The organism is Thermomonospora umbrina (genome assembly GCF_003386555.1).
GTDB classification, from domain to species: Bacteria; Actinomycetota; Actinomycetes; order Streptosporangiales; family Streptosporangiaceae; genus Thermomonospora; species Thermomonospora umbrina.
Genome location: NZ_QTTT01000001.1, coordinates 3,792,777 through 3,817,963, shown reverse-complemented (window position 1 = coordinate 3,817,963; position 25,187 = coordinate 3,792,777). Strand labels below are relative to the sequence as shown.

General features: G+C 71.5%; 21 protein-coding genes and 1 riboswitch. Of the genes, 5 read left to right on the top strand and 16 right to left on the bottom strand.

Features of this window, described 5'->3' with window-relative positions; genetic code table 11:
• Positions 1–186 precede the first annotated feature (186 nt).
• Positions 187–1,593 carry a DNA repair protein RadA gene (gene radA, locus DFJ69_RS16945; protein ID WP_116023491.1) on the top strand — a complete coding sequence of 469 codons (1,407 nt, stop codon included), beginning with the start codon at positions 187–189 and terminating at the stop codon, positions 1,591–1,593.
• 118 nt (positions 1,594–1,711) lie between these two features.
• Positions 1,712–2,797 carry a DNA integrity scanning diadenylate cyclase DisA gene (disA, locus tag DFJ69_RS16940; RefSeq protein ID WP_116023490.1) on the top strand — a complete coding sequence of 362 codons (1,086 nt, stop codon included), beginning with the start codon at positions 1,712–1,714 and terminating at the stop codon, positions 2,795–2,797.
• A 316-nt stretch (positions 2,798–3,113) separates the two neighbouring features.
• On the opposite strand, the gene DFJ69_RS16935 is transcribed toward disA, so the two are convergent.
• Entirely contained in the window at positions 3,114–3,773 is a 660-nt protein-coding gene (locus DFJ69_RS16935) for a hypothetical protein (RefSeq protein WP_170177696.1), read from the bottom strand.
• A 67-nt stretch (positions 3,774–3,840) separates the two neighbouring features.
• Here DFJ69_RS16935 and DFJ69_RS16930 point away from each other — a divergent pair, with 67 nt between their 5' ends.
• Positions 3,841–4,728 (top strand): HhH-GPD family protein, encoded by an 888-nt coding sequence (locus tag DFJ69_RS16930; RefSeq protein ID WP_116023488.1) that lies wholly within the window; start codon positions 3,841–3,843, stop codon positions 4,726–4,728.
• A 115-nt stretch (positions 4,729–4,843) separates the two neighbouring features.
• Positions 4,844–5,545 carry a sulfotransferase family protein gene (locus tag DFJ69_RS16925; RefSeq protein WP_116023487.1) on the top strand — a complete coding sequence of 234 codons (702 nt, stop codon included), beginning with the start codon at positions 4,844–4,846 and terminating at the stop codon, positions 5,543–5,545.
• Here DFJ69_RS16925 and DFJ69_RS16920 read toward each other — a convergent pair.
• The 14 genes from DFJ69_RS16920 to DFJ69_RS16855 all read right to left on the bottom strand — a co-directional run bounded on the left by DFJ69_RS16920 (position 5,535) and on the right by DFJ69_RS16855 (position 22,187).
• A complete protein-coding gene (locus tag DFJ69_RS16920; protein ID WP_211328643.1) occupies positions 5,535–6,926 on the bottom strand; it encodes an alkaline phosphatase family protein in 1,392 nt (463 codons plus the stop codon). The two genes, DFJ69_RS16925 and DFJ69_RS16920, sit on opposite strands and share 11 nt — an antisense overlap.
• A 2-nt stretch (positions 6,927–6,928) precedes the next feature.
• Positions 6,929–8,080, bottom strand: coding sequence for a metabolite traffic protein EboE (gene eboE / locus DFJ69_RS16915; RefSeq protein WP_116023486.1), 1,152 nt, complete (start codon positions 8,078–8,080; stop codon positions 6,929–6,931).
• Position 8,081: 1 nt separating this feature from the next.
• Positions 8,082–8,927 carry a TatD family hydrolase gene (locus DFJ69_RS16910; RefSeq protein WP_116023485.1) on the bottom strand — a complete coding sequence of 282 codons (846 nt, stop codon included), beginning with the start codon at positions 8,925–8,927 and terminating at the stop codon, positions 8,082–8,084.
• Positions 8,927–9,520: an EboA domain-containing protein gene (locus tag DFJ69_RS16905; RefSeq protein ID WP_116023484.1), complete on the bottom strand. Its 594-nt coding sequence runs from the start codon at positions 9,518–9,520 to the stop codon at positions 8,927–8,929. Before DFJ69_RS16905 ends, DFJ69_RS16910 begins: the two co-directional genes overlap by 1 nt.
• Positions 9,520–10,365, bottom strand: coding sequence for a sugar phosphate isomerase/epimerase family protein (locus DFJ69_RS16900; RefSeq protein WP_116023483.1), 846 nt, complete (start codon positions 10,363–10,365; stop codon positions 9,520–9,522). Before DFJ69_RS16900 ends, DFJ69_RS16905 begins: the two co-directional genes overlap by 1 nt.
• Positions 10,362–11,324 carry an SCO3242 family prenyltransferase gene (locus DFJ69_RS16895; RefSeq protein WP_116023482.1) on the bottom strand — a complete coding sequence of 321 codons (963 nt, stop codon included), beginning with the start codon at positions 11,322–11,324 and terminating at the stop codon, positions 10,362–10,364. The genes DFJ69_RS16900 and DFJ69_RS16895 overlap by 4 nt, the downstream gene beginning before the upstream one ends.
• On the bottom strand, positions 11,321–12,478 hold the full coding sequence (locus DFJ69_RS16890; RefSeq protein WP_211328984.1) for an inositol-3-phosphate synthase: 1,158 nt from the start codon (positions 12,476–12,478) through the stop codon (positions 11,321–11,323). The genes DFJ69_RS16895 and DFJ69_RS16890 overlap by 4 nt, the downstream gene beginning before the upstream one ends.
• Before the next feature lie 74 nt (positions 12,479–12,552).
• Positions 12,553–13,752 (bottom strand): ScyD/ScyE family protein, encoded by a 1,200-nt coding sequence (locus tag DFJ69_RS16885; protein WP_116023480.1) that lies wholly within the window; start codon positions 13,750–13,752, stop codon positions 12,553–12,555.
• Between the two features lie 178 nt (positions 13,753–13,930).
• The gene (locus DFJ69_RS16880) at positions 13,931–15,124 is read right to left on the bottom strand and encodes a ScyD/ScyE family protein (protein ID WP_116023479.1); all 1,194 of its coding nucleotides are present in this window, start codon (positions 15,122–15,124) and stop codon (positions 13,931–13,933) included.
• 234 nt (positions 15,125–15,358) lie between these two features.
• Positions 15,359–17,869 carry an ATP-dependent Clp protease ATP-binding subunit gene (locus tag DFJ69_RS16875; protein WP_116023478.1) on the bottom strand — a complete coding sequence of 837 codons (2,511 nt, stop codon included), beginning with the start codon at positions 17,867–17,869 and terminating at the stop codon, positions 15,359–15,361.
• Between the two features lie 1,034 nt (positions 17,870–18,903).
• The gene (locus DFJ69_RS16870; RefSeq protein ID WP_116023477.1) at positions 18,904–19,224 is read right to left on the bottom strand and encodes a histone-like nucleoid-structuring protein Lsr2; all 321 of its coding nucleotides are present in this window, start codon (positions 19,222–19,224) and stop codon (positions 18,904–18,906) included.
• Positions 19,225–19,932: 708 nt separating this feature from the next.
• Positions 19,933–20,919 (bottom strand): RDD family protein, encoded by a 987-nt coding sequence (locus DFJ69_RS35580; protein WP_281275862.1) that lies wholly within the window; start codon positions 20,917–20,919, stop codon positions 19,933–19,935.
• 15 nt (positions 20,920–20,934) lie between these two features.
• Complete coding sequence (locus DFJ69_RS16860; RefSeq protein ID WP_116023476.1) at positions 20,935–21,672, bottom strand: RDD family protein; 738 nt, start codon at positions 21,670–21,672, stop codon at positions 20,935–20,937.
• 8 nt (positions 21,673–21,680) lie between these two features.
• The gene (locus DFJ69_RS16855; RefSeq protein ID WP_425453349.1) at positions 21,681–22,187 is read right to left on the bottom strand and encodes an amino-acid N-acetyltransferase; all 507 of its coding nucleotides are present in this window, start codon (positions 22,185–22,187) and stop codon (positions 21,681–21,683) included.
• 171 nt (positions 22,188–22,358) lie between these two features.
• Positions 22,359–22,587, top strand: a riboswitch (cyclic di-AMP (ydaO/yuaA leader).
• A 42-nt stretch (positions 22,588–22,629) separates the two neighbouring features.
• On the opposite strand from DFJ69_RS16855, the gene DFJ69_RS16850 reads away from it, so the two are divergent.
• Entirely contained in the window at positions 22,630–23,613 is a 984-nt protein-coding gene (locus DFJ69_RS16850) for a C40 family peptidase (RefSeq protein ID WP_116026692.1), read from the top strand.
• Positions 23,614–23,832: 219 nt separating this feature from the next.
• On the opposite strand, the gene DFJ69_RS16845 is transcribed toward DFJ69_RS16850, so the two are convergent.
• Positions 23,833–24,063: a LuxR C-terminal-related transcriptional regulator gene (locus DFJ69_RS16845; protein WP_116023475.1), complete on the bottom strand. Its 231-nt coding sequence runs from the start codon at positions 24,061–24,063 to the stop codon at positions 23,833–23,835.
• Positions 24,064–25,187 lie beyond the last annotated feature (1,124 nt).

Below are 25,187 nucleotides of genomic sequence, written 5' to 3'. Positions count from 1 at the left end.
CGCTCCTTCGTCACGATCTTGAAAGCCTCCTCAGTCCAGACCACGCGGGCCCGCTCGCGGGCCCACGGTCGGGTTCAAGAGTCGGGCCCACGGTCGGGTCGAGAGTCGGGCGCACGGTCGGGCTTCGGTACGGGGCGTGGGGGCTTCGGCGGGTGTTTGTCGGATCGGGGTCGTACTGTTCGCGTCATGGCGAAGGCGAAGACGGCGCGGGCGGCCTTTCGGTGCTCGGAGTGCGGCTGGCAGACGTCCAAGTGGGTGGGGCGCTGCGGGGAGTGCCAGGCGTGGGGGACCGTGGGCGAGGCGGGGGCGGCGACGCCACCGCGCGTGGTGGCGGCCGGGCCGGTGACGACGCCGGCGCGGCGGATCGGGCAGGTGGACGTCCGGTCGGCGCAGGCGCAGGCGACCGGGCTGGACGAGCTGGACCGGGTGCTCGGCGGCGGCATGGTGCCGGGGGCCGTGGTGCTGTTGGCGGGCGAGCCGGGGATCGGCAAGTCGACGTTGTTGTTGGAGGTGGCGGCGCTCGCCGCGGCCCGTACGCCCGTGTTGTATGTGACGGGTGAGGAGTCCGCCGAGCAGGTCCGGCTGCGGGCCGACCGGGTGGGGGCGGTGGCCGACGATCTCTACCTGGCGGCCGAGACGGAGTTGTCGTCGGTGCTCGGGCATGTCGACGCCGTCGAGCCCAAGCTGCTGGTGGTGGACTCGATCCAGACCGTCGGCACGGCCGAGGTCGACGGGGCGCCGGGTGGTGTCACGCAGATCCGCGAGGTCACCGCCAACCTGATCCGGGTGGCCAAGGAGCGCGGGATCACCACCGTGCTGGTCGGGCATGTGACCAAGGACGGGGCCATCGCCGGTCCCCGGTTGTTGGAGCACCTGGTCGACGTGGTCCTCTACTTCGAGGGCGACCGGCACAGCCGGCTGCGCATGATCCGCGCCGTGAAGAATCGTTATGGGCCCACCGACGAGTTGGGCTGTTTCGACCTGTCCGAGGTCGGCATCGTGGGGCTGGCCGACCCCAGCGGGCTGTTCCTGACCCGGCGCGAGGAGCCGGTGCCGGGCACCTGCGTGACGGTGACGCTGGAGGGTCGCCGTCCCCTGGTCGCCGAGGTCCAGGCGCTGGTGGCCAAGTCGTTCCTGCCGTCCCCGCGTCGCGCCACGTCCGGGCTGGAGTCGCCCCGCGTCGCGATGGTGCTGGCGGTGCTGGCCCGCCGCTGCCAGATCTCGATGCACGACCAGGACGTGTACGTCTCCACGGTCGGCGGTGTGCGGCTCTCCGAGACGTCGGTGGACCTGGCGGTGGCGCTGGCGGTCGCCGGGTCGACGGTCGAGCAGGCGCTGTCGGGCAACGTGATCGCGCTGGGCGAGGTCGGGCTGGCCGGCGAGGTCCGGGCGGTGCCCGGCGTGCAGCGGCGACTGGCCGAGGCGAGCCGGCTGGGGTTCAAGGCCGCGGTGGTCCCCAAGGGCGCGTTGGAGCTGGGCGACGAGACCCCGCTGCGGCGCGGAGAGCCCCAGGCGGTCAGTTACGAGGGCATGAAGGTCATGGAGGTCGACAGCCTCCAGCAGGCCCTGCAGGTGGCGTTCACGGCCCCTTGAGGCCAGGTCGTCACCTTTGGGTATTAATCCACATAAGGTTCACCTGCGACCCGGGGATGAGCCGGTCACCGGCGCGGCTCGGTAAACTAAGCGCCGTTCGGCGACCTGCGGGGGTCCAGTGGGAGCAGTACACGACAAGGGTCATGACGAGAGGCGCCGCGCCACGCTGGCGGCGCTCGCGCCGGGAACGGCGCTGCGCGACGGCCTCGAGCGCATCCTGCGCGGGCACACCGGCGGCCTGATCGTCCTCGGCTACGACCCGGTCGTCGCCGAGCTGTGCTCCGGCGGCTTCGAGCTGGACGTGGAGTTCTCCGCGACCCGGCTGCGGGAGCTGGCCAAGATGGACGGCGCGATCGTGCTCGGCAGCGACCACGCGCGGATCGTCCGGGCCGCCGTGCACCTGGTGCCCGACCCGACCATCCCGACCGAGGAGTCCGGCACTCGGCACCGCACCGCGGAACGGGTCGCCAAGCAGTGCGGCTTCCCGGTGATCTCGGTCAGCCAGTCCATGCGGATCATCGCCCTCTACCTCGACGGCACCCGCTACGTGCTGGAGGACTCGGCGGCCATCCTGTCCAAGGCCAACCAGGCCCTGGCGACCCTCGAGCGCTACAAGCTGCGCCTGGACGAGGTCTCCGGCACCCTGTCGGCCCTGGAGATCGAGGACCTGGTCACCGTCCGCGACGTGACCGCCGTGGTCCAGCGGCTGGAGATGGTCCGCCGGATCGCCGACGAGATCGAGGGCTACGTGGTCGAGCTGGGCACCGACGGCCGGCTGCTGTCGCTCCAGTTGGACGAGCTGGTCTCCGGCGTCGACGTCGACCGCGAGCTGATCGTCCGCGACTACCAGCCCCCGGAGACGCCCGAACGGCTCGTCGCCCAGGTGCTGGACGCCCTCGACACGCTGAGCGCCAACGAGCTGCTCGACCTGACCACGGTCGCCGAGGTGATGGGCTACGCCGGCCCCGACGCCCTCGACATCCCGGTCAGCCCCAAGGGCTACCGCCTGCTGGCCAAGGTCCCCCGGCTGCCCGGCCTGGTCGTCGAGCACCTGGTGGAGCACTTCGGCGGTCTGCAGAAGCTGCTGGCGGCGAGCATCGACGACCTCCAGTCCGTCGGCGGCGTCGGCGAGTCCCGCGCCCGCAGCGTCCGCGAGGGCCTGTCCCGACTGGCCGAGTCCTCGATCCTCGAACGCTACGTCTGAGCCGCCCCCGGACACCATCGCCGGGCCGCAGGCCCGCACCACCGCGAACGACCGGACCGATCGCCCGACGCAGCCGACACGACGACGCGAACGCCGACCCGCCAGAGCCGTCCGCGAACGAGAGACCGGCCGCCGGCCGCCGTCGAGCCACATCCGCCCGACCCCGCCGGGGCCTCAGCGGAGACGGAAGACTCGGCGCTCGATCTGGACGCCGTCGCCGCAAGGCGAGGCCGCACAGGTGCCGGGGCGGCGCGACGGCACCCGCGTGGACCGACCGGACGCCGTCGAGCGACATGTGCCGACCCGGCCGAGGCGGTCAGCGGAGGCGGAAGACTCGGCGTTCGACCTTGTCGCCGGCGCTGCGGAGCGTGGCGACGTAGGTGCCCGGGGCGGCGCGGCGGCGGGTGTCCGCGCAGGCGGGTGTGGAGCGGCGGCGGTCCCAGGTGATCGTCTGGATGTACGGGATGCCCCGGCGGAGTTCGCGGGGGGACGAGCCGGGGCCCTCGGCGCAGTGCGCCGATGACCAGATCTTGTCCGAGCCCGAGGTGATCCGGGTCTCCAGGGCCTTGGGCCCGACGTCGAAGGTGCAGCTCCGAGCGCCGGTGTTGACGACCGACAGCGTGAACTGCGGCCGGTCGCCCCCCTTGTAGCGGGCGGCCTGGGACGTGAACGACACCACCACGTCGTGACGGGCGCAGGCGTTCCCGTCCTCGTTGGGCTTGGAATGCGGCTTGGGCGGCATCCTGACCTTGGCGGTGGCGGTCACCGTGACCGTGGGCATCACCATCGGGAGCGCCCCGGACGCCTTCGAGGGCGAAGGGGTCGCGGAGGCCCCGGTGCGCACGGCGGACTCGTCCCGCCCGGCGTTGCAGGCCCACGCCAGCAGGGCGACGACGGCCAGCGACCCCGCCAGGGCGAGGGCACGGCGACGCCAGTACGCCATCTCGTCTTCGTGACCGTCCGTGTCGACGTCCATGCGCTAAGCATGGATTCCCTTTCCGCACCGGCCCTCGCGACGCGCCGTGGAAGGATGGCGAGTTGCCATGACCGCAACTCACGATGCCGTCCGCTTTACCGGGCCCGTTCTCGACTGGTACGCCGAGCACGCCCGCGACCTGCCGTGGCGGACCCCCGACGCGACGCCGTGGGCCGTCCTGGTCAGCGAGATCATGCTCCAGCAGACCCCGGTGGTCCGGGTGCTGCCGGTCTGGGAGCAGTGGATGCGCCGCTGGCCGACACCCGCCGCGCTGGCGGCCGAGCCGTCCGGGGAGGCCGTCCGCGCCTGGGGCCGGCTGGGCTACCCCCGTCGCGCCCTGCGCCTGCACGCCTGCGCGGTGACCCTCGTTGAGCGGCACGACGGGCTCGTCCCGTCCGACCACGACGAGTTGCTCGCCCTGCCCGGGATCGGCGCGTACACCGCCGCCGCCGTGGCCAGTTTCGCCTTCCGGCAGCGCCATGCCGTCCTCGACACCAACGTCCGCCGGGTGCTCGCCCGGCTGATCACCGGTGTCGAGTACCCGCCGAAGTCCCAGACGGTCGCCGAGGTCGCCGTCGCCGAGTCCCTGCTCCCGACCGACGCGTCCGTCGCCGCCCGCTGGGCGGTGGCGGTGATGGAGTTGGGCGCCCTGGTCTGCACCGCCCGTTCGCCGCGCTGCGTCGACTGCCCCGTGATCTCCTCCTGCGCCTGGCAGCGGGCGGGCCGCCCCGCCTACGACGGTCCGCCGCGCCGGGGCCAGACCTACGCGGGCACCGACCGCCAGTGCCGAGGCCGCCTTTTGGCCGTGCTCCGCCAGGCCGAGGGCCCGGTGGAGAAGCCGGCCCTCGACATCGTCTGGTCCGACGCCGTCCAACGCGAACGCGCCCTCGACGGCCTGATCGCCGACGGCCTCATCGACCCCTTGGACGACGGCCGCTACGCCCTCCCCTCCTGAAAGGAGTGGTGAGTTCCCTGTGGCGGCGGCCGGGTCCGGCCGATTCGGCGGGGAGGGCATGGGAACGATCACGACAATCGTTTGTTCGCGCCACCCACGCGACAAGGAGCACTTCATGCTGCACGTGATCGGAGCGGGCTTCCCCCGTACCGGCACCAGCTCGACGAAGGCGGCACTGGAACGGCTCGGGTTCGGGCCCTGCCACCACATGTTCGAACTGATGAGCCACCCCGAGCAGGTCGAGCGCTGGCTGAGCATCCTGGAGCCGGGCCCGAACGACTGGGACCGCATCCTTCAGGGCTACCGGTCCTCGGTCGACTGGCCCTCGGCGTTCTTCTGGCGGGAGCTGGCGGACGCCTACCCGGACGCCAAGGTCGTCCTCACCATCCGCGACCCGGAGCGCTGGTACGCCAGCATGCGCGACACCATCTTCAAGGCGAACGTCGCGCCGCTCCCCGAGGGCGAGCACCCCCACCTGAGCACCATGCGGGCGATCCGTCCCACACTGCTCAACATGATCTGGCTCAAGACGTACGGCACGGGCACCGGCACCGTTCCCACCAAGGAGCAGGCGATCACCGCGTTCGAGCGGCACATCGTCGAGGTCCGCGAGACCCTCCCGGCGGATCGCCTGCTGGTCTTCGAGGCGCGGGAGGGCTGGGGGCCGCTGTGCGACTTCCTGGGCGTGCCCGTGCCCGACGACCCGTTCCCGCACCTGAACGACGGTGACGCCATGCGGGTCCTGCTCACCGACATGGCCGAGGGGCGACCCGTGACGACGCCGTTCGACGCGTCGGCGCAGGAGGCTAGGGGTTGACCCCGACGGGCTCGGTGAGACCCGCCAGTGACAGCAGCAGGGCCTTCACGTCGGTGGCGGCATAGGTCTCCCGGTCCAGCGGGTCCGAGCACATCAGCACGGGCCCGTCGTCCGGTGTCGCGGGGAGCCGACCGTGGCTCCCCCGCACGGGCGACGGGTCCAGCGGAACGACCTGCATCGTGTAGCGGAGGCCGAGCTGCTTGCGGGCCAGCGCCAGCCCCGCTTTGGCCTTGACCAGCCGGTCGGACGGGTCCATGAACAGCTCCGCCGGGTCGTACCCGGGTTTGCGGTGGATGTCGACCATGCGGGCGAAGTCGGGCGCGCGGTCGTCGTCGAGCCAGTAGTAGTACGTGAACCAGGAGTCGGGGGCCGCCACCGCGACCAGCTCCCCCGACCGCGCGTGGTCGAGCCCGTGCGCCGCCTTGCCCTCGGCGTCGAGCAGTCGCTCCACGCCGGGCAGCTCGGCCAGCACCGAACGCACCCGAGGCAGGTCCGCAGGGTCCTTCACGTACACGTGGGCGAGCTGGTGGTCGGCGACGGCGAAGGCCCGTGACGTCCACGGGTCGAGGTACTCCATGCCGGCCTGCCGGTACACCTTCAGCAGCCCGGCTCGGCGCAGCGCCCGGTTGACGTCCACCGGCCGGGACACGTTCGTGATCCCGTACTCCGACAGCACCACGGTGACCGCGCCCGCTGCGGCGGCGTCGTCCAGCAGGGGCCCCAGCACGGCGTCGATCTCGCGGGCCGCCGCGACGGCCTGCGGCGCGTCCGGGCCGTACCGCTGGAGGTCGTAGTCCAGATGCGGGAGGTAGACCAGCGTCAGGTCGGGGCTCTCGCGCTCCAGCAGCAGCCGGGACGCCTCCACGATCCACCGGCTGGACGGCAGGCCCGCCTTCGGCCCCCAGTAGGTGAACAGCGGGAAGCGCCCCAGCTCGCGCGTGAGGTCCACCCGCAGTGACGGCGGGTCGGTGTAGCAGTCCGGCGACTTGCGGCCATCGGCGTGGTAGATCGGCCGGGGCGTCACCGTGAAGTCCGTCGCGGCCCCCATCGCGTACCACCAGCACACGTTGGCGACCTTGTAGCCCGGGTGGATCCGGCGGGCGGCGTCCCATACCTTCTCGCCGCCGACCAGGGCGTTGTGCTGGCGCCACAGGAGCACCTCGCCCAGCTCGCGGAAGTACCAGCCGTTCCCCACGATGCCGTGGACGTTGGGAAGCTCGCCGGTCAGCAGGGTCGACTGCACGGAGCAGGTCACCGCCGGCAGGACGGTCTCCAACGTGGCCTCGGCCCGCATCGCCCCCGTCAGGCGGGGCATGTGGGCGAGCAGCTTGGGGGTCAGGCCGACCACATCGACGACGACGAGCGGTCTGGGACGGGTCAAGGTCAGGTCTCCTCTGAGAGTCCGAGGCGGACGAGCCGGTCGCGGGTCCACGCCAGTTCGGCGGCGATCCCCTCCACCAGCGCCTCCTTGGTCTTGGGACGGCCGGGCAGCACGTCCCAGGTGTAGGTCTCGACCTCGACGTGGTCGGTCAGGGCGCGGTCGCCGCCGAACAGCGTCCGCAGGGTGCCGTCCAGCACCGGGCGGGTCGAGCGCAGCGGCCCGTCGGGTTCGGCGTGCAGCGGGACGTGGAAGTGGACGCGCCACTCGTGGTCGCCGGGCAGCCCGCCGTCGAGGGCCGCGTCGAGGTCGTCGGCCCCGGCGGGCACGTCCCGCTCGCGGGCCTGGTGGAGGAACCGGGGCTCCACGAAGCCCGCCAGGGCCTTGCGCTGCGCGGGGTCGCGGGGCCGGTCGGCCTCCAGCGCGCAGGACGCCTGCAGCTTGATGATCGGCAGGTCGGCGTCGGTCAGCCGGTCCACCGCCTCGGCCGGGTCCTCGAACCCGACGGCGAGGTGGCAGGCGTCCAGGCACACGCCGAGGAACCGGGTGCCGCCGAGCAGGTGGTCGGCGGCCTGCCCGGTGGACTCCACCAGACAGCCGGGCTCCGGCTCGAACCCGACCCGGATCGTGCGGCCGGTCGCCGAGGACAGCGCGGTCAGCTCGCGGTTGAGCCGGTCCTGGCGACGCGCGGCCAACTCCTCCTGGGCCGGCGACCAGGGGTCGCGCCAGGCCAGGGGGAGGGTGGAGATGCTGCCCCGGGTGACGTCGTCGGGCAGCAGCCGGATCAGGATCCGCGCCAGGTCGAGGGTGTACCGCATCCGTTCGGGCCGGGTCCAGTCCGGGTGGTAGACGTCGTGCTTGACGACCTCGCCGCCGAACCCCTCGTACGGGAAGCCGTTCAGGGTGACGACCTCCAGCCCGGCGCGGTCGATGGCCCGCTTGAGGCGCAGCAGTTCGCCGGGGTCGGCGGTGAGCGTGTCGGCGACGGGTCGGGCCAGCCACAGCCCCACGCCGAGCCGCGCCAGCCCGAGCCGTTCCCTGACGGGGCGCGCGTACCGGGTGAACTGGGCGATCACCCCGTCCAGGTCCTCGGCCGGGTGGACGTTGGTGCAGTAGGCGACGTGGACCAGGGTCCCGTCACGGTGCCTGAAGCGCATGTCATCCGCCTCGTTCGATGGTGTTGCCGGCGTGGAACGCGGCGGCCGGCGCATCGTCCAGGTCAAGCCGGCCGCTCTGCGCGTAGAACGCCACCGGGTTGCGCCACAGGACGGTGTCGACCTCGTCCTCGGTGAAACCCGCGGCCAGCATCGCCGCACCCACCCGCCGGGTCTTGAGGGGGTCGCTGCGCCCCCAGTCGGCGGCCGAGTTCACCAGGACGCGTTCCGTGCCGTGCTCCTTGAGGATCATTACCATCCGATCCTCGTCCATCTTGGTGTCGGGGTAGACGGAGAACCCCGTCCAACAACCCGATTCCCGGACCATCGCGACGGTCGTCTCGTTGAGGTGGTCGATCAGGACCCGACCGGGTTCCAGACCCGATGCGCGGACGACGTCCAGGCTGCGGCGGGTGCCGGCGGCCTTGTCGCGGTGCGGGGTGTGGACCATCACCGGCAGGCCCGCGACGATCGCCATGGCGAGCTGCGCGGCGAAGACCTCGTCCTCCTCGGGGGTCATCGAGTCGTAGCCGACCTCTCCGACCGCCACCACGCCGTCCTTGGCCAGATAGCGCGGCAGCAGGTCCAGCACGGGCCGGCAGCGCGGGTCGTTCGCCTCCTTGGGGTTGAGCGCGATGGTGCAGTGGTGCCGGATGCCGAACTGCGCGGCCCGGTACGGCTCCCAGCCGAGCAGCGAGTCGAAGTAGTCGGCGAACGTGTCGGGGGACGTGCGGGGCTGCCCGAGCCAGAACGACGGCTCCACCACCGCCCGGACACCGGCCTCGTACATCCGCTCGTAGTCGTCGGTGGTCCGCGACGTCATGTGGATGTGCGGGTCGAAGATGCGCATCAGAGGTCCCCCTTGCGTGCGATGGGCCAGACGTCCTCGGGCACGTCGCGCCCGGCGACGGTCCGTTCGTGGGCGTAGTCGGCGAGCATCCGGGCCAGCTCCCGGTCGGCGCGCCTGACGAGCCCGGCCACCTCGCGCAGCGGAACGCCGACGAAGACGCATTTGAGGACGGCCTGGCGGTATTCGTGATCGGGCAGATGCTCGGCGGCGTAGGGGCCGACGGCGGCCTCGATCATCCGGGTGTCGTTGGTGCGCAGCGCGTCCCGCACGATCGGCAGCGCGTGCGGGCCCGCGTCCAGCAGCGGGAGGGCCCGGAGCACGGCGATCTTCTCGGCCGCGTCGCCGTACCGATAGACGTCGAACAGCGCCTCGCCCAACGCCTCCCCCTCGGCCGCCAGGCCGAGCAGCAGGAACGCCCGCACCGCCTGATCGACGGTCCAGCCGGGCGCGCCGGGCAGCGGGCCGCGCCCGCAGGCACGCCCCGCCGCCGGGAACAGTTCCAGGATCGCGGCGTCGTCGGCCCGGATCCGATCCACGGCGGCGGCGAGCCAGGTCCGGCCGCCCTCGTCCAGGGCGGCAGTCGGGTCGATCATCACAGGGCCTCCTTCGCAGCGGCGGCGGCGCGGAGGAATCGGATCGAGTGCTCCGCCACCGCCGGGGCCGCGTGGCTGTGCCGGGGCAGCTCCACACCCACCAGGCCCCGGTATCCGGTCTCGGCGAGGGCGGCCAGCACCGGCGGGAAGTCGATCTCGCCCCGACCGAACTCCAGGTGCTCGTGGACCCCGCGCCGCATGTCCTCGATCTGCACGTTCACCAGGTGCGGCGCGGCCCGGCGCACGCAGTCGGGCACCGGTCGGGGCTCCAGGCATCGGCAATGCCCGATGTCGAGGGTCAGCCCCAGCTCCGCGGGCCCGCCGAGCGTGGCGTGCAGCTCCTCGAAACCGGCGATCGTGTCGACGAACATCCCCGGCTCCGGCTCGAAGCCCAGCGTGACGCCCCGGCGCTCGGCCTCCGCGACCACCTGCGCGACGCCGTCGGTGAGCCGCTCCCAGGCCGTGTCGTCGCTCACGCCGGGGTCGGCGGTGCCGCTCCAGAACGACATCGCCTCGGCCCCCAGATCCTCGGCCACCCGAACGGCCCGCAGCAGCAGGTCGATGCGTCGTTCCGCGCCCTCGGGCGGGCTCAGCAGGGTCGGATGGTGCTTGCGGCGGGGGTCGATCACGTACCGGCCGCCGGTCTCGATGACCACGCCGAGCCCCAGCTCCGCCAGCCTCTTGCCGACCCGGGCCACCTCGCGGGCCAGGTCAGGGGCGTACGGGTCGAGGTGGCCCGGGTCCAGGGTCAGCGCGACACCCTCGTAGCCGAGGTCGGCCAGCACCGCCAGGGCCTCGTCCAGCCGATGGTTGGCGAAGCCGTTCGTCCCGTACGCGAATCTCACGTCGGCGACACCTTGCGGGCGAGGAGCCGCGCCAGCGGATGCACCGCCGCGAGCGCCGCCGCGGCGGCCGGGTGTCCCCGCCGCGCGGTGAACGCCGCCTGGAGGGGGATCAGCCCGAGAACGCCCGCGCCGACGGCCGCGCGGACGGTGGCCGCGTCGGGGTTCGCGGCGGCCCGGAGTTGTGCGCCGCCGACCAGCCCGGCGTACGCGGCGACCAGGCCCACCCTCGCACCCGCCGAGCGATCCCGACGGACGAGGCCGGTGATCAGCCCGAGAACGCCCGCCCCGGCGGTGACCGCCCCAGGCGGAGCGGATGCGTGAAGCTGCGCGCCGCCCACCACCCCGGTGTACGCGGCGACCAGGCCCAACCCGACGATCGCCGCGCGGTCCCTGTGGGGGAGCGCGGCGATGGCGGTCACCGTCGCCGTGGCCGCCAGGGCGATGGCGAGTTGGGCGGGTCCGCCGCCGTCCACCTCGCCCCGGCTGAGCATCGTGAGCCCGTACGTGTGAGCCGTGATCGCGGCGGCTGCGGGAAGGGCCCCGGGGCCTCCACCGAGGAGGACGTCCAGCCCGCGCGCCGCCGCCATCGCCGCCGGGCCCACCGGGGTGTCCTTGAGCTTCAGGTCGTACGCCCACACGGTCACGGCGAGCGGCACCGCCACCGCCAGCCTGCGGCGGCCCCCCGTGACGGCCGCCACCGCCAGACCCGCACCGGTCAGCCCGGCGGCCAGCGCCAGCGCCTCCCAGGGGGCCACCCTGCCGGACGGGATCGGGCGCTCCGGACGCTCCTTGGCGTCCAGGGCACGATCGGCGTAGTCGTTGAGGGCCATCCCGGCCCAGTAGAGACAGACCGACGACACCGCCGGCGCCGGCCCCCGCGCCCCACCGGCCATGGTGTCGCCCGGAACGCTCAGCGCGGCCGGGGCCCGTACGAGTTCGGCCAGGTCCTTGAGGTTCATGCGCTCACTCCGAGTCCGTTCGCCCATGCGCGGAGCCGTTCGTACTGGGCGTCCAGACCGTGCTCGCCGCCGCCGACCGGGTCCTTGAAGAAGAAGCCCAGCGCCGTCAGCGGGCCGGACTCGCCCGCCTCGTGGGCGCGCGCCGTGAGCCGCGCCAGGTCCAGGACGAGCGGTGCCGCCAGCGCCGAGTCGCAGCCCTGCCAGGTGAACTGCAAGGTCATCCGCACCCCGAGGAAGCCCTCGAACGTGACGTGGTCCCACGCGGTCTTCCACTCGCCCATGTCGGGCACGTGATCGATGTGGGTCTCCCCCTCGACCCGATGGCCGAGGATCGCGGCGAGCGCACGGTCCTTGGACGCCTTCTTGCTCTCGCCGGCCGCCGGATCGGCGAGGGTCTCCCCGTCGCCGCCGCCCAGCAGGTTGGTGCCCGACCACGACCGCACCGCCAGCGCCCGCGCCGCGAACATCGGGGCCAACGCGGTCTTGACCAGCGTCTCCCCCGTCTTGGCGTCGCTGCCCGCGTACGGGAGGCCCTCCGCCCTCGCCAGCTCGTCCAGCGCCGGCAGCCGTACACCCGTGGACGGCGTGAAGTCGACGTACGGGCAGCCGGCCCGCAGCGCCGCGTAGGCGTACACGGAGCTGAGCGGCAGCACCTCCTCCGGCCCGTCCATGGCCCGTTCCAGGGCCGCCGGATCGGCGTGCTCCGGCCGCACCTCGAACGGCGGCTCGGTGGACGCGACGTTGATCACCACGACCCGGTCCAGCCCTCGCCGCTCCCGGAACGAGACGAGATCGCCGATCACCCGCTCCGCCTCCCCCCGCTGAGACCCCCGCCCGGGCCCGCCGCCGATGCCGGGGCGGATCTCCGCCTCGGCCTCGGTCAGCGCGCCGGTCACGGCCGCCGGGAGCAGTGCCGGAACGACGCCGGCGCGGGCCAGTTCCTCGGCTCGCTCCACCAGTGGTGAGCCCCCGATGTCGTGGCCGCCGAACACCAGGGCGTCCAGCGGGGGCAGCCCCACGCCGGCGAACCCGGGCGTCTCGGTGACGCACCCCACCGGCGGCAGCAGCCCCGAGCGGAGCGCGGCGGCCCCCGTCACCACCGTGGTCGCCACGGAGCCACGGGCCCCGACCAGCCAGACACCGACCCTCATCAGACCCCCTTACCGTCGGGCGGCCCTCCGATCCCCGATCGAATGGCCGCCGCGTCCACCTCGTCGTGACGTGCGGCTCAGAACGTGATGCGGACCAGTTGGCCCGCCCCGTTCCCGATGCCCCGGTTGGCGACGTAGACCGCGCCGCGCGGGCCGACGGCCACCCCGGTCGGGAAGAACAGCCTCCCGGCGGTGGGGATCTCGGTCCGCTTCTTGGTCCGCAGGTTGATCCGGTACAGCGCGCCGGGCTGCGGCGGGTCGTTCGGGCCGGGGCCGAACCCGGTCGTCATGGTCAGCGCCACGAGGTTGCCCCGCCCGTCCAGGGCCAGGTCCGAGACGGCGGTCAGGCCGGAGGCGAACAGCGTGGGCCTGCGGCCGGGCACGATCCGCCAGATCCGCGACGCGCCCGGGGCGAAACCGCCCAGCTCGCCGACGTACAGGGCGCCGTCCGGGCCCCTGACGACACCGGTGGGCACCGACTGGACGGGAATGGTCTGCGACGCCGCCGGAGCCCCGGCGATCACTCGCAGCAGCCGCTTGGCCTGCGCCGAGTTCACGGCCGTCCGGGCCGAGGCGGGCACCGCGATCCGGCCGTGCGGGAACACCGCCTCGGTGTACGTCCGGCCGCCGGAGACCCGTACCAGGTCGTTGCCGCCCGCGTCGGTCACGTACTGACCGCCGGACGCGGACGCGAACCGCCACGGGTTGGCGTTGATCCTCGGCTCGCCCGGGTCGGTCCTCGGCAGCACCCAGTCGGGGTCCAGCCGGGTCTCGTGCGAGACCAGGTCCCCCTGCACGGCGGCCCCGCGCACCCGGTAGAGGGTGCCCATCCGCCGCGCGTTCGAGCCGAACCTGGCCCGGTGCGCCGTACTGCCGCCGAAGCCGTTGAGCACGTAGTAGTCCTTGCCGGACACCGCCACGTCCACCGGGCCGATGGCCGCCGACCCGCCGCCCTCGTTGATCGACGGCAGGCCCTTGACGACCCGGCCCTTCCACGCGCCTTTCATCCGGAAGATCGCACCGGTGGCGCCGAAGCACTGCCTGGCCTCGCCCTTGCCGACGCACGGCCCCTTGCCCCCGGTCCCGGACTCGGCCACCAGGATGGTGCCGTCGCCGAGCACCGTGACCCCGCGCGGGTTGTTGAGCTTGCCGGCTATCACCTGGAGCGACGGCGCGCCCTGCGCCTGGGCCGTCCCGGGGACGAGCCCGGCGGTGACACAGCCCGCGGCCGCGACCGCCAGGGCGGCCCCCGTCCAGGACTTGCGTGATCTCGACATCTCTCTCCCTCGTCGTGACGCGGAGGGATGATCGTTCCGCGCCACGGACGACGGTGCCGGCGAGGCCGTCCCGGGAGCATGGGCCGGGCGTCCCGATCTGCCGAGCCCTCTGGGTCAGGAGTAACCCGGCCCCCAGGACGGCGATCGGCCCCGATCCGGGCGCCCCGCTCAGCGGCGCTCAGCCGTGGAGCCGGAGAAGTTGCCCCGCACCGGTGCCCACTCCCCTGTTGGACACGTAGATCTCACCGTGCCGCCCGACGCCCAGACCGGTGGGAAACATCAGCGTCCCGCCGGTGGGGATCTCCGTCCTCCGCTTGCTCCTCAAATCGATCCGGTACAGCGCGCCCGGCAGTGGCGGGGTCTGCGGGAACCCGGCCAGGCCCCGGGTCAGGCTGAGCGCCAAGAGGTTCCCGTGGCGGTCCAGCGCGAGGTCGGAGACGGCGGTCAGGCCGGAGACGAACAACCGGGGCCGATGTCCCGGAACGATCCGCCAGATCCGGGACGCCCCGGGCGCGAACCCGGCCAGTTCGCCCACGTAGTACGCGCCGTCCGGGCCCCGCACGAGGCCCGTGGGCACCGACTGCACCTGTCGGGTCTCCTGCGCCCGGCCGCCGCCGTGCAGCCCCATCAGCCTGCGCGGCTGCCCCGAGGCGGCCCCTCCGGTCGTCGCCGCCCGATTGTGCGGAAACAGCGCCTCGGTGTGCGTACGGCCTCGCGGGCCGACCCGGATGAGATCGTTGGCCCCCGCGTCGGTCACCAGCCACCCGCCGTGCCCCGAACGGACGAACCGCCACGGGTTCGAGTGCACCGCCTCGCCCCTGGGGTCGTTGCGCGGCAGCACCCAGTCGGGGTCGTACACGGTCTCGTGCCGCACCAGATCGGCGAGGATCCGGCCTCCCGGCAGCGCGTAGAGGGTTCCCATCGGGAGCGCCCCCGCGCCGAACGCGGCCCGCTGAGAGCCGTTCAGCCCCGCACCGCTCAGCACGAGCAGCCGCCGGCCGTGCACCATCACCTGGACCGGCCCGGACGCCTCCCGGCCCCCGGCATCGCTGATGGACGGCAGGCCGCGCACGATCCGCCGCCCGTCCCGACCCTGGAGCCGGAAGATCGACCCGCTGTGGCCGAAGCAGCTCCGGAGCTCCCCGGACCCGACGCACGGGCCCCGGCCGCCGTGCCCGGCCTCGGCCACCAGTACCGTGCCGTCCGGCAGCACGGTCACCCCGCGCGGGCTGTTCAACCCTTGGGCGATCACTTGGAGTGACGCATTTCGGACACCGACGGCTCCGGCGGTGCCCGGCGGCAGCGCCGCCGCCGTGAGGCCGCCCGCGGCCACCAGACAGGCCGCCGTCCAGTGCTTGCGTGATCTCGACATGTCCCCCCCTCGAAGCGGCGCGCACGTCGGCGGACGCGCCACCAGGGAAGGTGCCCCACGGTCCCGCCTCGCAGGCCCGCAGCCGTCCGGGCGAGGCGGTCGCGGCACCTGAACGGCCAGGAACCGGGCAAACGCCGTTCCGGGGCGACCGTCGGGACGTTCCGGGAACGGCAAAGGCCCGCACCGTCGTGGTGCGGGCCTTCGCTGAGCCGGTCAACCCCCGGCGGGGAACGGTCAATCCTTGTTGATGTTGACCGCGCCCTCGACCGGCGGCGGCGTGTCGGGGACGGTGGACGGCTTCGGCTCACCCTTGAAGGTGAACTTGGCCGTCTCGCCGGAACCCTCGACGCCGACGATGACGATCTCGCCGGACTTGAGCTCGTTGTAGAGGATCTTCTCGGACAGGTTGTCCTCGATCTCCCGCTGGATCGTCCGGCGCAGCGGCCGGGCGCCCAGCACCGGGTCGTACCCGCGCTCGGCCAGCAGGTCCTTGGCGTCCTGCTTGAGCTCCAGGCCCATGTCCCGGTCCCGCAGCCGCTCGTCCACGCGGGCGATCATCAGATCCACGATCTGGATGATCTCCTTCGGGGTGAGCTGGTGGAAGACCACGATGTCGTCGACACGGTTGAGGAACTCGGGCCGGAAGTGCTGCTTGAGCTCCTCCTGCACCTTGGACTTCATCCGGTCGTAGTCGCCCTGGGTGTCGTTGGCGCGGGAGAAGCCCAGCGACTGGCCCTTGGAGATGTCCCGGGTGCCCAGGTTGGTGGTCATGATGATGACGGTGTTCTTGAAGTCCACCACCCGGCCCTGGGCGTCGGTCAGCCGACCGTCCTCCAGGATCTGCAGCAGCGAGTTGAAGATGTCCGGGTGGGCCTTCTCGATCTCGTCGAACAGCACGACCGAGAACGGCTTGCGGCGCACCTTCTCGGTGAGCTGGCCGCCCTCCTCGTACCCGACGTAGCCGGGCGGGGAGCCGAACAGCCGCGAGACGGTGTGCTTCTCCATGAACTCGGACATGTCGAGCTGGATCAGCGCGTCCTCGTCGCCGAACAGGAACTCCGCCAGCGTCTTGGACAGCTCGGTCTTACCGACACCGGAGGGGCCGGCGAAGATGAACGAGCCGCCGGGACGCTTCGGGTCCTTCAGACCGGCGCGGGTACGCCGGATCGACTGGGAGAGGCCCTTGATGGCGTCCTCCTGGCCGATGACCCGCTTGTGGAGCTCGTCCTCCATGCGCAGCAGCCGGGAGGTCTCCTCCTCGGTCAGCTTGAAGACCGGGATGCCGGTGGCGGTGGCGAGGACCTCGGCGATCAGCTCCTCGGTCACCTCGGCCACGACGTCCATGTCGCCGGCCTTCCACTCCTTCTCCCGCTGCGCCTTGGCGGTCAGGAGCTGCTTCTCCTTGTCGCGCAGGGCGGCGGCCTTCTCGAAGTCCTGCGCGTCGATCGCGGACTCCTTCTCCCGACGCACGTCGGCGATCTTCTCGTCGTACTCGCGCAGGTCCGGCGGCGCGGTCATCCGACGGATCCGCATCCGCGAACCGGCCTCGTCGATGAGGTCGATCGCCTTGTCCGGCAGGAACCGGTCGCTGATGTAGCGATCCGCGAGCTGCGCGGCCGCCACCAGGGCGCCGTCGGTGATCGAGACGCGGTGGTGCGCCTCGTACCGGTCGCGCAGACCCTTGAGGATCTCGATGGTGTGGCTCAGCGACGGCTCGGCGACCTGGATGGGCTGGAAGCGGCGCTCCAGCGCGGCGTCCTTCTCCAGGTGCTTGCGGTACTCGTCCAGCGTGGTGGCGCCGATGGTCTGCAGCTCACCGCGGGCCAGCATCGGCTTGAGGATGCTGGCGGCGTCGATGGCGCCCTCGGCGGCGCCCGCGCCGACCAGAGTGTGCAGCTCGTCGATGAACAGGATGATGTCGCCGCGGGTGCGGATCTCCTTCAGGACCTTCTTCAGCCGCTCCTCGAAGTCACCGCGGTAGCGGGACCCGGCGACCAGCGCGCCGAGGTCGAGGGTGTAGAGCTGCTTGTCCTTCAGGGTCTCGGGCACCTCGCCCTTGACGATCTTCTGCGCCAGCCCTTCGACCACGGCCGTCTTGCCGACGCCGGGCTCGCCGACCAGCACGGGGTTGTTCTTGGTCCGCCGCGACAGGACCTGCATGACCCGCTCGATCTCCTTGTCCCGGCCGATCACCGGGTCGAGCTTGCCCTCGCGGGCGGCCTGCGTCAGGTTGCGGCCGAACTGGTCGAGCACCAGGGAGGTCGACGGCGTCGACTCCGAGGGACCGGCGGCCGCCGGCTCCTTGCCCTGGTAGCCGTGCAGCAACTGGATCACCTGCTGGCGCACCCGGTTCAGGTCGGCGCCGAGCTTGACCAGCACCTGGGCGGCCACGCCCTCGCCCTCGCGGATCAGGCCCAACAGGATGTGCTCGGTCCCGATGTAGTTGTGGCCGAGCTGCAGCGCCTCGCGCAGCGACAGCTCCAAGACCTTCTTGGCACGCGGAGTGAACGGGATGTGCCCCGAAGGCGCCTGCTGGCCCTGGCCGATGATCTCCTCGACCTGCTGGCGCACCGCCTCGAGGCTGATTCCCAGGCTCTCCAGGGCCTTGGCGGCGACACCCTCACCCTCGTGGATCAAACCCAGAAGGATGTGCTCGGTCCCGATGTAGTTGTGGTTGAGCATCCGGGCCTCTTCTTGGGCCAGGACGACGACCCGCCGCGCGCGGTCGGTGAACCTCTCGAACATCTCGTCGCTCCTCACAGAGCGGTCGGGCAAGCCCGGTATGTCCGAACCTGACCTTCCGCATGCTAGCCCGCCCCGAGGCTGCCACCCGGTGCACTCCCACCAGGAGACGTTCCCCAGCTAAGCGCTGTTCATCCTCATCCAACTACCACGTAGGTGCGCCATGTTCCCGCTACGCCCCAAGCGAACGCCTTTTACCCGGCTCGGTAAAAGATCTTGAGCCGGGTCCTGACAGCCCGCCCACAGGCTTGCGACATGGGCGTTTCCCCCAGTATGCGGGATTTGACCCCTGCCTTCCCAGCATCCCCGACGGCGCGCCGTGCCATCCACCCTCGCGACACACTTCGCCGCAAGCGAACGCCCCGGCCCCTCCGACAGCCCTCACCCGCCCACCCCGCACCGCCCCGCCATCCTTCCCGAACGCCCCACCGACCCCATCCACCACACCCGCCCGGGGCCGCCTCCGGCGCGGCGATCGACCCGAATCACCTTGGCGCTCCTCCCGACGCGGCTTCGGGTCTCTTCGTCGAACGATCGGTCTCCTCCCGAACGATCAGCCCCCATGGACAAAAGGCCCCTCGGAACCCTTGATCACCCCATGACGCCCGGTCCCCGCAGAGGCGACCGTCCCTCATAGGCCAAGGGCTCCGTCCACCACCCTTAGGAGATCGGTCCCACGGAGGCCACCGCGCCATAGGCGATGGACCCCGAAAGTCTCCGTACACCCACCCGTAGGTGATCGATTCCCACGGAGGGCCGTGGTTTCCCCGCCATGGGTGGTCCGGCTCCACACGTGCTGTGGTTTGCCCCCCATGGGGCGATGGTCCCGCCGTGACGTTTCCATCATCCGCGGGCGGATGATTCCCGCAGGAACGGGCTGTGGGCCCTTGGGCGAGGGGCCTCGCGGGAACGGGCGGTCCTCTCTGCGGGCCTCGTCGCTTCTGGGTGCCGGGTGGGGTTCGTTCGCGTTCGGTGCCGGGTATGCGAACGGCCCGCCTCACCGCGGGGAGAGGCGGGCCGTCTGCTGTGGCGATGAATCAGTGAGCCGCTTCGTACTGTTCCACGACGGTCGCCGGGATACGGCCGCGCTCATTGACCTTGATGCCGCGGGCCTTCGCCCACGCGCGGATGTCCGCGCTGCGCTCGCGGCTGGACGCGCCACGGGTGCGGCGACGCCGAGCGGTGCCCGCCTTACGGGCGTGCTCCACGAACGGCTGCAGTGAATCCCGCAGCTTCTTAGCGTTGTCGCCACTGAGGTCGATCTCATAGGAGGCGCCATCGAGCGCGAACGACACGGTCTCGTCCGCCTCGCCACCGTCGAGGTCGTCGACGAGAAGCACCTGAACCTTCTGTGCCATGGGGACAGACCTTTCCGCCGGAGCAAACTACATTCGGTTGTCAAAGATATACCGAAGCGCTTGCGGATGACAATTCAGCGCGGCCGGGAGAGTTTCCCGGGCCTCCGGTAACTCATCGTAATCATGGGAAGCGAATCCGCTATGCCCGCCTTCCCCGGCTTACTCCGCCTCCGGAGCACGGCGGCTGCGGCGGGAGCGAGGGAATTGTCCGGGCCGTGCCATCGTCGGAAGCGGCCCCGGGCCCGGGGTTTAGCGGTGACACGGATCACCCGGGCCGTGTCGCGCCGGGTCGTCGATCACGACTGGACGGCGAATCCAACACACGTCGGTAAAGCCGGACGCGGCCACGCCGGGTGACGTCCGCGCTCCTGGGACGGTCCACTCGGGCTCCCTCGGGCCCACGGACTCGACCGCTCCAATGAATCGTGGCGCACGGCAGGGGAGAAGATACGGGAGAAATGGGGCCAGTACCACCTTAACGGGGCGACCCCAGCCACCCCGACGCCACCGATTAACCCTGAGGTAACGGCGCTAACCCCTGCCGGCCCTGCGGAATGCGCCGGTGCCGCCCGCCCCGACGGCATGGGAGATCCGCCGCTCCCGGGGCCCCTCGAGGCCGGTCGCCGCAACGGAATCCGCAGCAGGGGCGCGGCGTCGGCCAGTTATCAACTGAACGACGCTGGATAGGGCAGAAAACTACCGAATGCTTTACCCACCCGTGACGGGCGGTCTCTCCGGCCGCGAGCGCCGTACGACCATCGTCCCCGCGAGCCGATCGTGTAGAGCCTGACGCTGCGCACCCTCGAACAGAAACGCCGCGTTCGCCACCCAGAACAGCCCCGCGACGACTCCCAACACCGGCACCGGCCGCACCGCCACGGGCGCCGCGTACACGCCCACCCTCAGCAACGCCCGCCAGGGCCCCAACCCGTCCCCACCACCCCGGAAAGGCCCTAGAGCCCTCCCGCGTCCCCCAGAGCCGCCCTCACCACCACCCGAGGCCATCTCACCCGCATCAGACCGCCCACCCCCCGAAGGCGGCTCCATCCCCACATCGGAGCCACCCCCACCCCCTCCAGCCTGTGCCGTCTCCAGGGCAAAGTCGCCGCCAAGCCCCTCAGGCCGCGTCGTCCCCCGGTCGGAGCCGTTCTCGCCTTCCTCGGACCGCACCATTTCGAGGCCAGAGCCACCCTCAGGCCGCCCCTCAGGCCGCGTCATCCCCTGGTCGGAGCCGTTCTCCACCATTCCGGGGCCAGAGCCACCCTCGGGCCGCCCCTCAGGCCGCGTCGTCCCCGGGGCGTCACCGCTTCCGGGTTCCTCGGGCTGTGGCGTTCCGGAATCGGAGCCGTTCTCGTCCATGGGGTGGTCGTCCCCTAGAGGGGCGTCCTCGGGGGCCTCCAGGGCGTTCCCGGGCTCGGGGAGGGCCGTGGGGGTCAGGGGTGGTGCGAGGACGACCTCGATGCCGGCGAAGCGCTTGCCCAGGGTGCGACCCCAGAGGGCGAGTTGCAGCCACTCGTACACGAGCAGAAGGCTGGCGAGGATGGGAACGGTGACCACGTCGGCGGTGGGTCGGGGGAGCCCGACGAGGTCCGAGCGGACGATCAGGGCGACGGGCAGGCCCACCACGAGGGTGTCCACGACCCTGGCCGCCAAGCGCTGACCCGGTTCTGCCACGGGGGGCGAGTTCGGGGGCATGGGGACGTTCTGCGGCTATTGGTCGTAGTCGTAATGGTCGTCCTCGTCGCCGAACCGGTCGTCGACGACCACGGTGTCGGCGAAACGATCGTGCATCGCCTGATGGAGCGGCTGGTCCCAGATCGCCCAGAGATAGGCCATCACCATGCCAATCGTCACCAGCAGCAGTCCGTACGCGGCGTACTCCCAGACCTTGACCGCCAGGATCAGGAAGAAGAACAGGCCGAGCTGATAGCCGATGTTGTTGATGGCGGCGCGCCAGACCGCCTGGGTCGCCGGCAGCGGATCACCCGCCGGATCGACGCGTACGACGCTCATCCCGAGCATCCGCTTACCGAGCGTCTGGCCCCACATCGAGAGCTGGATCGCCTCGTAGAGGAAAGGCAGGATCGCGAGCACCACGAAGAGCGTGGTGATGATCGGCCAGTTCCACACACCGCCCTCGGTGCGGGTCTTGCTGCCCGGCGCGTCCAAGCCGATCACGCCGAACGCGATCGGCAGGACGAGCGCGAAACCGAACACCGCCACGAGGGCGTTGTCCATCAGCCGGGCCGCCGCCCTGCGGTAAATGGGGGCCAACGGGAGGTCGGCCGCGGGCGAGGGCTCATAACCGCCGTGTCCGCCCGGGGCATAACCGCCGTGCGCGGGGGCCGGCTGCTGCCATTGCTGCTGCGGGGGCTGCTGCCACTGTCCCGGCGGCCTGCCGCCCTGCCAGTGCGGGTTGTACGGTTGCCCGCCGTACGGGTCGCTCATCGGTACGGTCACTCCTCCAGGCGAAGCAGCATGCGGGTGTTGCCCAGGGTGTTGGGCTTGACCCGGTGCAGATCCAGGAACTCGGCCACACCCTCGTCATAAGAACGCAGAAGCTCTTCGTACACCTCGGGGGACACCGGCGTGCCCAGAATCGGCCGAAAGCCGTGACGCGCGAAGAACTCCACTTCGAAGGTAAGGCAGAAGACCCGCCGCACGCCCAGTTCCCGGGCGGTTTCCAGCAGCCGGCTCACGATACGGTGCCCGATCCCCCGACCGCCACAGCGATCGTCGACGGCGACCGAGCGCACCTCCGCCAGGTCCTCCCACATGACGTGCAGGGCTCCGCAGCCCACGACCCCCAACTCCCGGTCGTCGGCGACCCAGAACTCCTGCACGTCCTCATAGAGGGTCACCGTGGACTTCTTGAGCGTTCTGCCCGTACCGGCGTACGTCTCGATGTACCGGCAGATCACCGGGACGTCGGACGTCCGCGCGCGCCTGATCGTGACCTCCACAAACAGGTGAGCGTATCGGTCCACTCTCAGGACGGGGCATTCCGCCCACCGTGGCGCAGCCCACTCACCCGGGGACGCGCGCCACGCGCCGACCGGCGAGTTCGCATGTTCCGGTTGGCATCGCCTCCGGACTTCGTTAGCCTCTCACGCTGACATCACGCAGCGAAACAGGCGCTGCTACCGCCGAATCCACGGGACGCAGCCGGCGTCCCATGGAGCCGGGGACCCGACCGGAACCGCCCTGGGCCGGCAGGAGCGTAGGCTCCGTCAGACCCAGCGGAGGGTGCCCCCCGGGGTGAATCCACGTCCGGTGCGTCCCTGGGGGACGTTCGGGGCGCGGTAGGGCTGCTCCCCGCCCGAACCCGCCAGCTAACCCGGTAGGCGGACGAGGAGAGGAGAGCGAGTGCAGTCGACGCGCCCGGATGCCGACCCCGAGGAACGCATGCCCGGAAGGCGCCTGCGCGGACGTACGCGGTCCCGTGGGCGTACGCGCGTCCTCGCCATCGCCGGGGCCGCGCTGGTCTTCTCCGGGCTGCTGCCCGGCGCTCCGGGGCACGCCGAGCCGGAGCCGACCACCAAGGAGCTCACGAGCCAGGCGTACAGGCTCGCCGACCAGCTCGAGCAGTTGACCGAGCAGTACAACGGCCTCAAGGTCCGGCTGTCCCAGGCCAAGCGGGCCGCCCAGGTCGCCGCCGCCAACGCCGCGCGGCAGGAGGAGGCCCTCGAGGCCCTCCGCGAGAACGTCGGCAGCCTCGCCGCCACGACCTACATGCAGGGCAGCGTGGACCCGTCCATGGCCCTGGTGACCGACTCCGACCCGCAGGAGCTCCTCGACCAGGCCGCCACGCTCCGTTACTTCGCCAACCGTGACGGCACCCGGGCGCAGGGCGTACTTCAGGCCATGCACGCGGCCCAGCGCGCCCGCAAGTCGGCCGAGGATCGTTCCCGCCAGGTAGAGACGCTGCGCTCCCAGATCGACCAGAAGCGCACGTCCGTCACCAAGCTGTACGAGAAGGTCCGCGACCAGGTCGTCAGCCGCGACCCCAGCCAACTGGCCAAGCTCCCCGTCGTCGGCACCGGAAAGGCCGCCCAGGCCCTCCGCCACGCGCTGACCAAGCTGGGCACGCCCTACGTGTGGGGCGCCGACGGGCCCACCTCCTTCGACTGCTCGGGTTTGACGATGTGGGCGTACAAGCAGGTCGGCATCAACCTGCCGCACTACACCGGCAGCCAGTGGAACGCGGGCACCCGCATCTCCCGCAGTCAGCTCAAGCCGGGCGACCTCGTCTTCTTCCACGACGACCTGCACCACATGGGCATGTACATCGGCGACGGCAAGATGGTCCACGCCCCGCACACGGGGGACGTCGTCCGCATCGCCCCTCTGGAGGGCCGGCCCTACGCCGGAGCCGTCCGCGTGGCCTGACCGCCCGCCGCCTCACGCGAACGCGCCGAGCGGTCCTTGGAACGCGTCGGTGCGCATCTCGGCCGGGAACGGGAAAGGGCCGGTTCCCGTGGTCGGAACCAGCCCCGTCCGCTGTCACTCTCGCGCCGCCGTCGGCGGCCACCTCACGCCGGTGATCCGTGGCACCGGAGCGGGCGACCGGGCCCCCGGGCGACGCCCCCTGGGTCGGTTGCCCTCGCCCTAGATCAGTTGCCGTCGTGCCGCCCACACGACGGCCTCGATGGGGGTGTTCACGTCGAGCCGATCGCAGATGGTCCGCAACCGGCGCCGCAGTGTCCGCGCGCTCAGTTCCAGCCGGCGCGCCGCGACGTCGGCCGTGACTCCGCTGGCGATCTGGGCGAGCAACCGGATCTCGTCCTCACTCAGCCGCGGCTCGTCGGTGCCGCGACGTGCGAGTGTGGCCTGTTCCACTCCGTCCTCCCTCGTCCGTGGTGATGACCGCGGGGATGCAGCCTCGTGCCGCATAGGTACGGGTAGGCCTGGATCAGTACGCGCTGGTCGCGGGGTAAGGGGGAGTCGACCGGCCCACATCAGCCGACGGGTTGCGCGTATTCGAGTTGTCGGAGCCCGGCGGTACCGGTCTCCTCTTCTTGGACGCGCCGACAGGGGTTCTGCGTTCACGTGGCCGAATTCGGCCGTTGCCCCTGATGTATGGCGCAGGTGGGAGACCATGGGTAACCATTCAGGAGTCGGCCCGCACCAGGCCGACGCGACCCTCGGGGCGACGGACGCGCCCCGGACGAGGACCGGCGGGCGCCGGACCTCCCGGCGAGTGCTGCCACGAACGCCGGGTCGGGGGGAATCGTGTCCGGAATGGGTCATGATCGAGCCTCTTCCGCCCATCCCTTCTCATGTCCCCGACCACCCGGCAGCGATGATCGTGAATCGTTATGGTGCGCTACGGCACGGAACGCTAGGCGGCCTGATCTGGACCGTCAAGCGCGTAAAGGTAACGATGCGTAGGCATATGGCCGCCGATGGTGACGCTTCGCGATACAGTTCCGTATCTCACGTCGATGACCTGCGGCAACGGGCTCGAGATTCCTCCGCGATCCATGATCATCGGCCGTTTTCGCGCCTGACGAGGCTTCCCACCGAGTTCGAGTTGGTGGCTTTTCGAATGTCCTAAATAGGGCAACTTTCGTGTCCGAAGAGCCGTCCCGCGTTTACCCGACCACCCCGCCCCACCACACCCCCACCCCTTCGGACAGGAGTTTTCGGCTCATTCGGCACCCGCATCCCCCAATTACGGACACCACCTCGACCGGCCTCCGCAACTCCGCCTTCCCGAGCCCGTAACCATCACCCGCCGTGGTAAGGACCACCGACGCATCCGCCTTCCGCCGCCCTGGAGGGGATGCGACACCCCCGAACGAGCCGAACGGGGCTCCCCCGGCCCGCGCCCGCACCACAGGGCGGACGGGCACCGTACGGCCCTGCGCGGGCCCTGGGCCTCGGGCCGCCTGCCCGCCCGGAGATGAGCGCTTGTCCGGCGTGGGTGTCGCCGTTGTCCTCGTCCAGCGCCGCCACGGAAC

Coding starts and splice junctions, on each gene's coding strand:
- DFJ69_RS16875 (WP_116023478.1), bottom strand. CDS start 17,869: ATGTTCGAGAGGTTCACCGACCGCGCGCGGCGGGTCGTCGTCCTGGCC.
- DFJ69_RS16930 (WP_116023488.1), top strand. CDS start 3,841: ATGACCGCAACTCACGATGCCGTCCGCTTTACCGGGCCCGTTCTCGAC.
- DFJ69_RS16870 (WP_116023477.1), bottom strand. CDS start 19,224: ATGGCACAGAAGGTTCAGGTGCTTCTCGTCGACGACCTCGACGGTGGC.
- eboE (WP_116023486.1), bottom strand. CDS start 8,080: ATGCGCTTCAGGCACCGTGACGGGACCCTGGTCCACGTCGCCTACTGC.
- DFJ69_RS35580 (WP_281275862.1), bottom strand. CDS start 20,919: ATGCCCCCGAACTCGCCCCCCGTGGCAGAACCGGGTCAGCGCTTGGCG.
- DFJ69_RS16935 (WP_170177696.1), bottom strand. CDS start 3,773: ATGGACGTCGACACGGACGGTCACGAAGACGAGATGGCGTACTGGCGT.
- DFJ69_RS16895 (WP_116023482.1), bottom strand. CDS start 11,324: ATGAACCTCAAGGACCTGGCCGAACTCGTACGGGCCCCGGCCGCGCTG.
- DFJ69_RS16905 (WP_116023484.1), bottom strand. CDS start 9,520: ATGATCGACCCGACTGCCGCCCTGGACGAGGGCGGCCGGACCTGGCTC.
- DFJ69_RS16910 (WP_116023485.1), bottom strand. CDS start 8,927: ATGCGCATCTTCGACCCGCACATCCACATGACGTCGCGGACCACCGAC.
- DFJ69_RS16860 (WP_116023476.1), bottom strand. CDS start 21,672: ATGAGCGACCCGTACGGCGGGCAACCGTACAACCCGCACTGGCAGGGC.
- DFJ69_RS16885 (WP_116023480.1), bottom strand. CDS start 13,752: ATGTCGAGATCACGCAAGTCCTGGACGGGGGCCGCCCTGGCGGTCGCG.
- DFJ69_RS16850 (WP_116026692.1), top strand. CDS start 22,630: ATGCCCGGAAGGCGCCTGCGCGGACGTACGCGGTCCCGTGGGCGTACG.
- radA (WP_116023491.1), top strand. CDS start 187: ATGGCGAAGGCGAAGACGGCGCGGGCGGCCTTTCGGTGCTCGGAGTGC.
- DFJ69_RS16880 (WP_116023479.1), bottom strand. CDS start 15,124: ATGTCGAGATCACGCAAGCACTGGACGGCGGCCTGTCTGGTGGCCGCG.
- DFJ69_RS16925 (WP_116023487.1), top strand. CDS start 4,844: ATGCTGCACGTGATCGGAGCGGGCTTCCCCCGTACCGGCACCAGCTCG.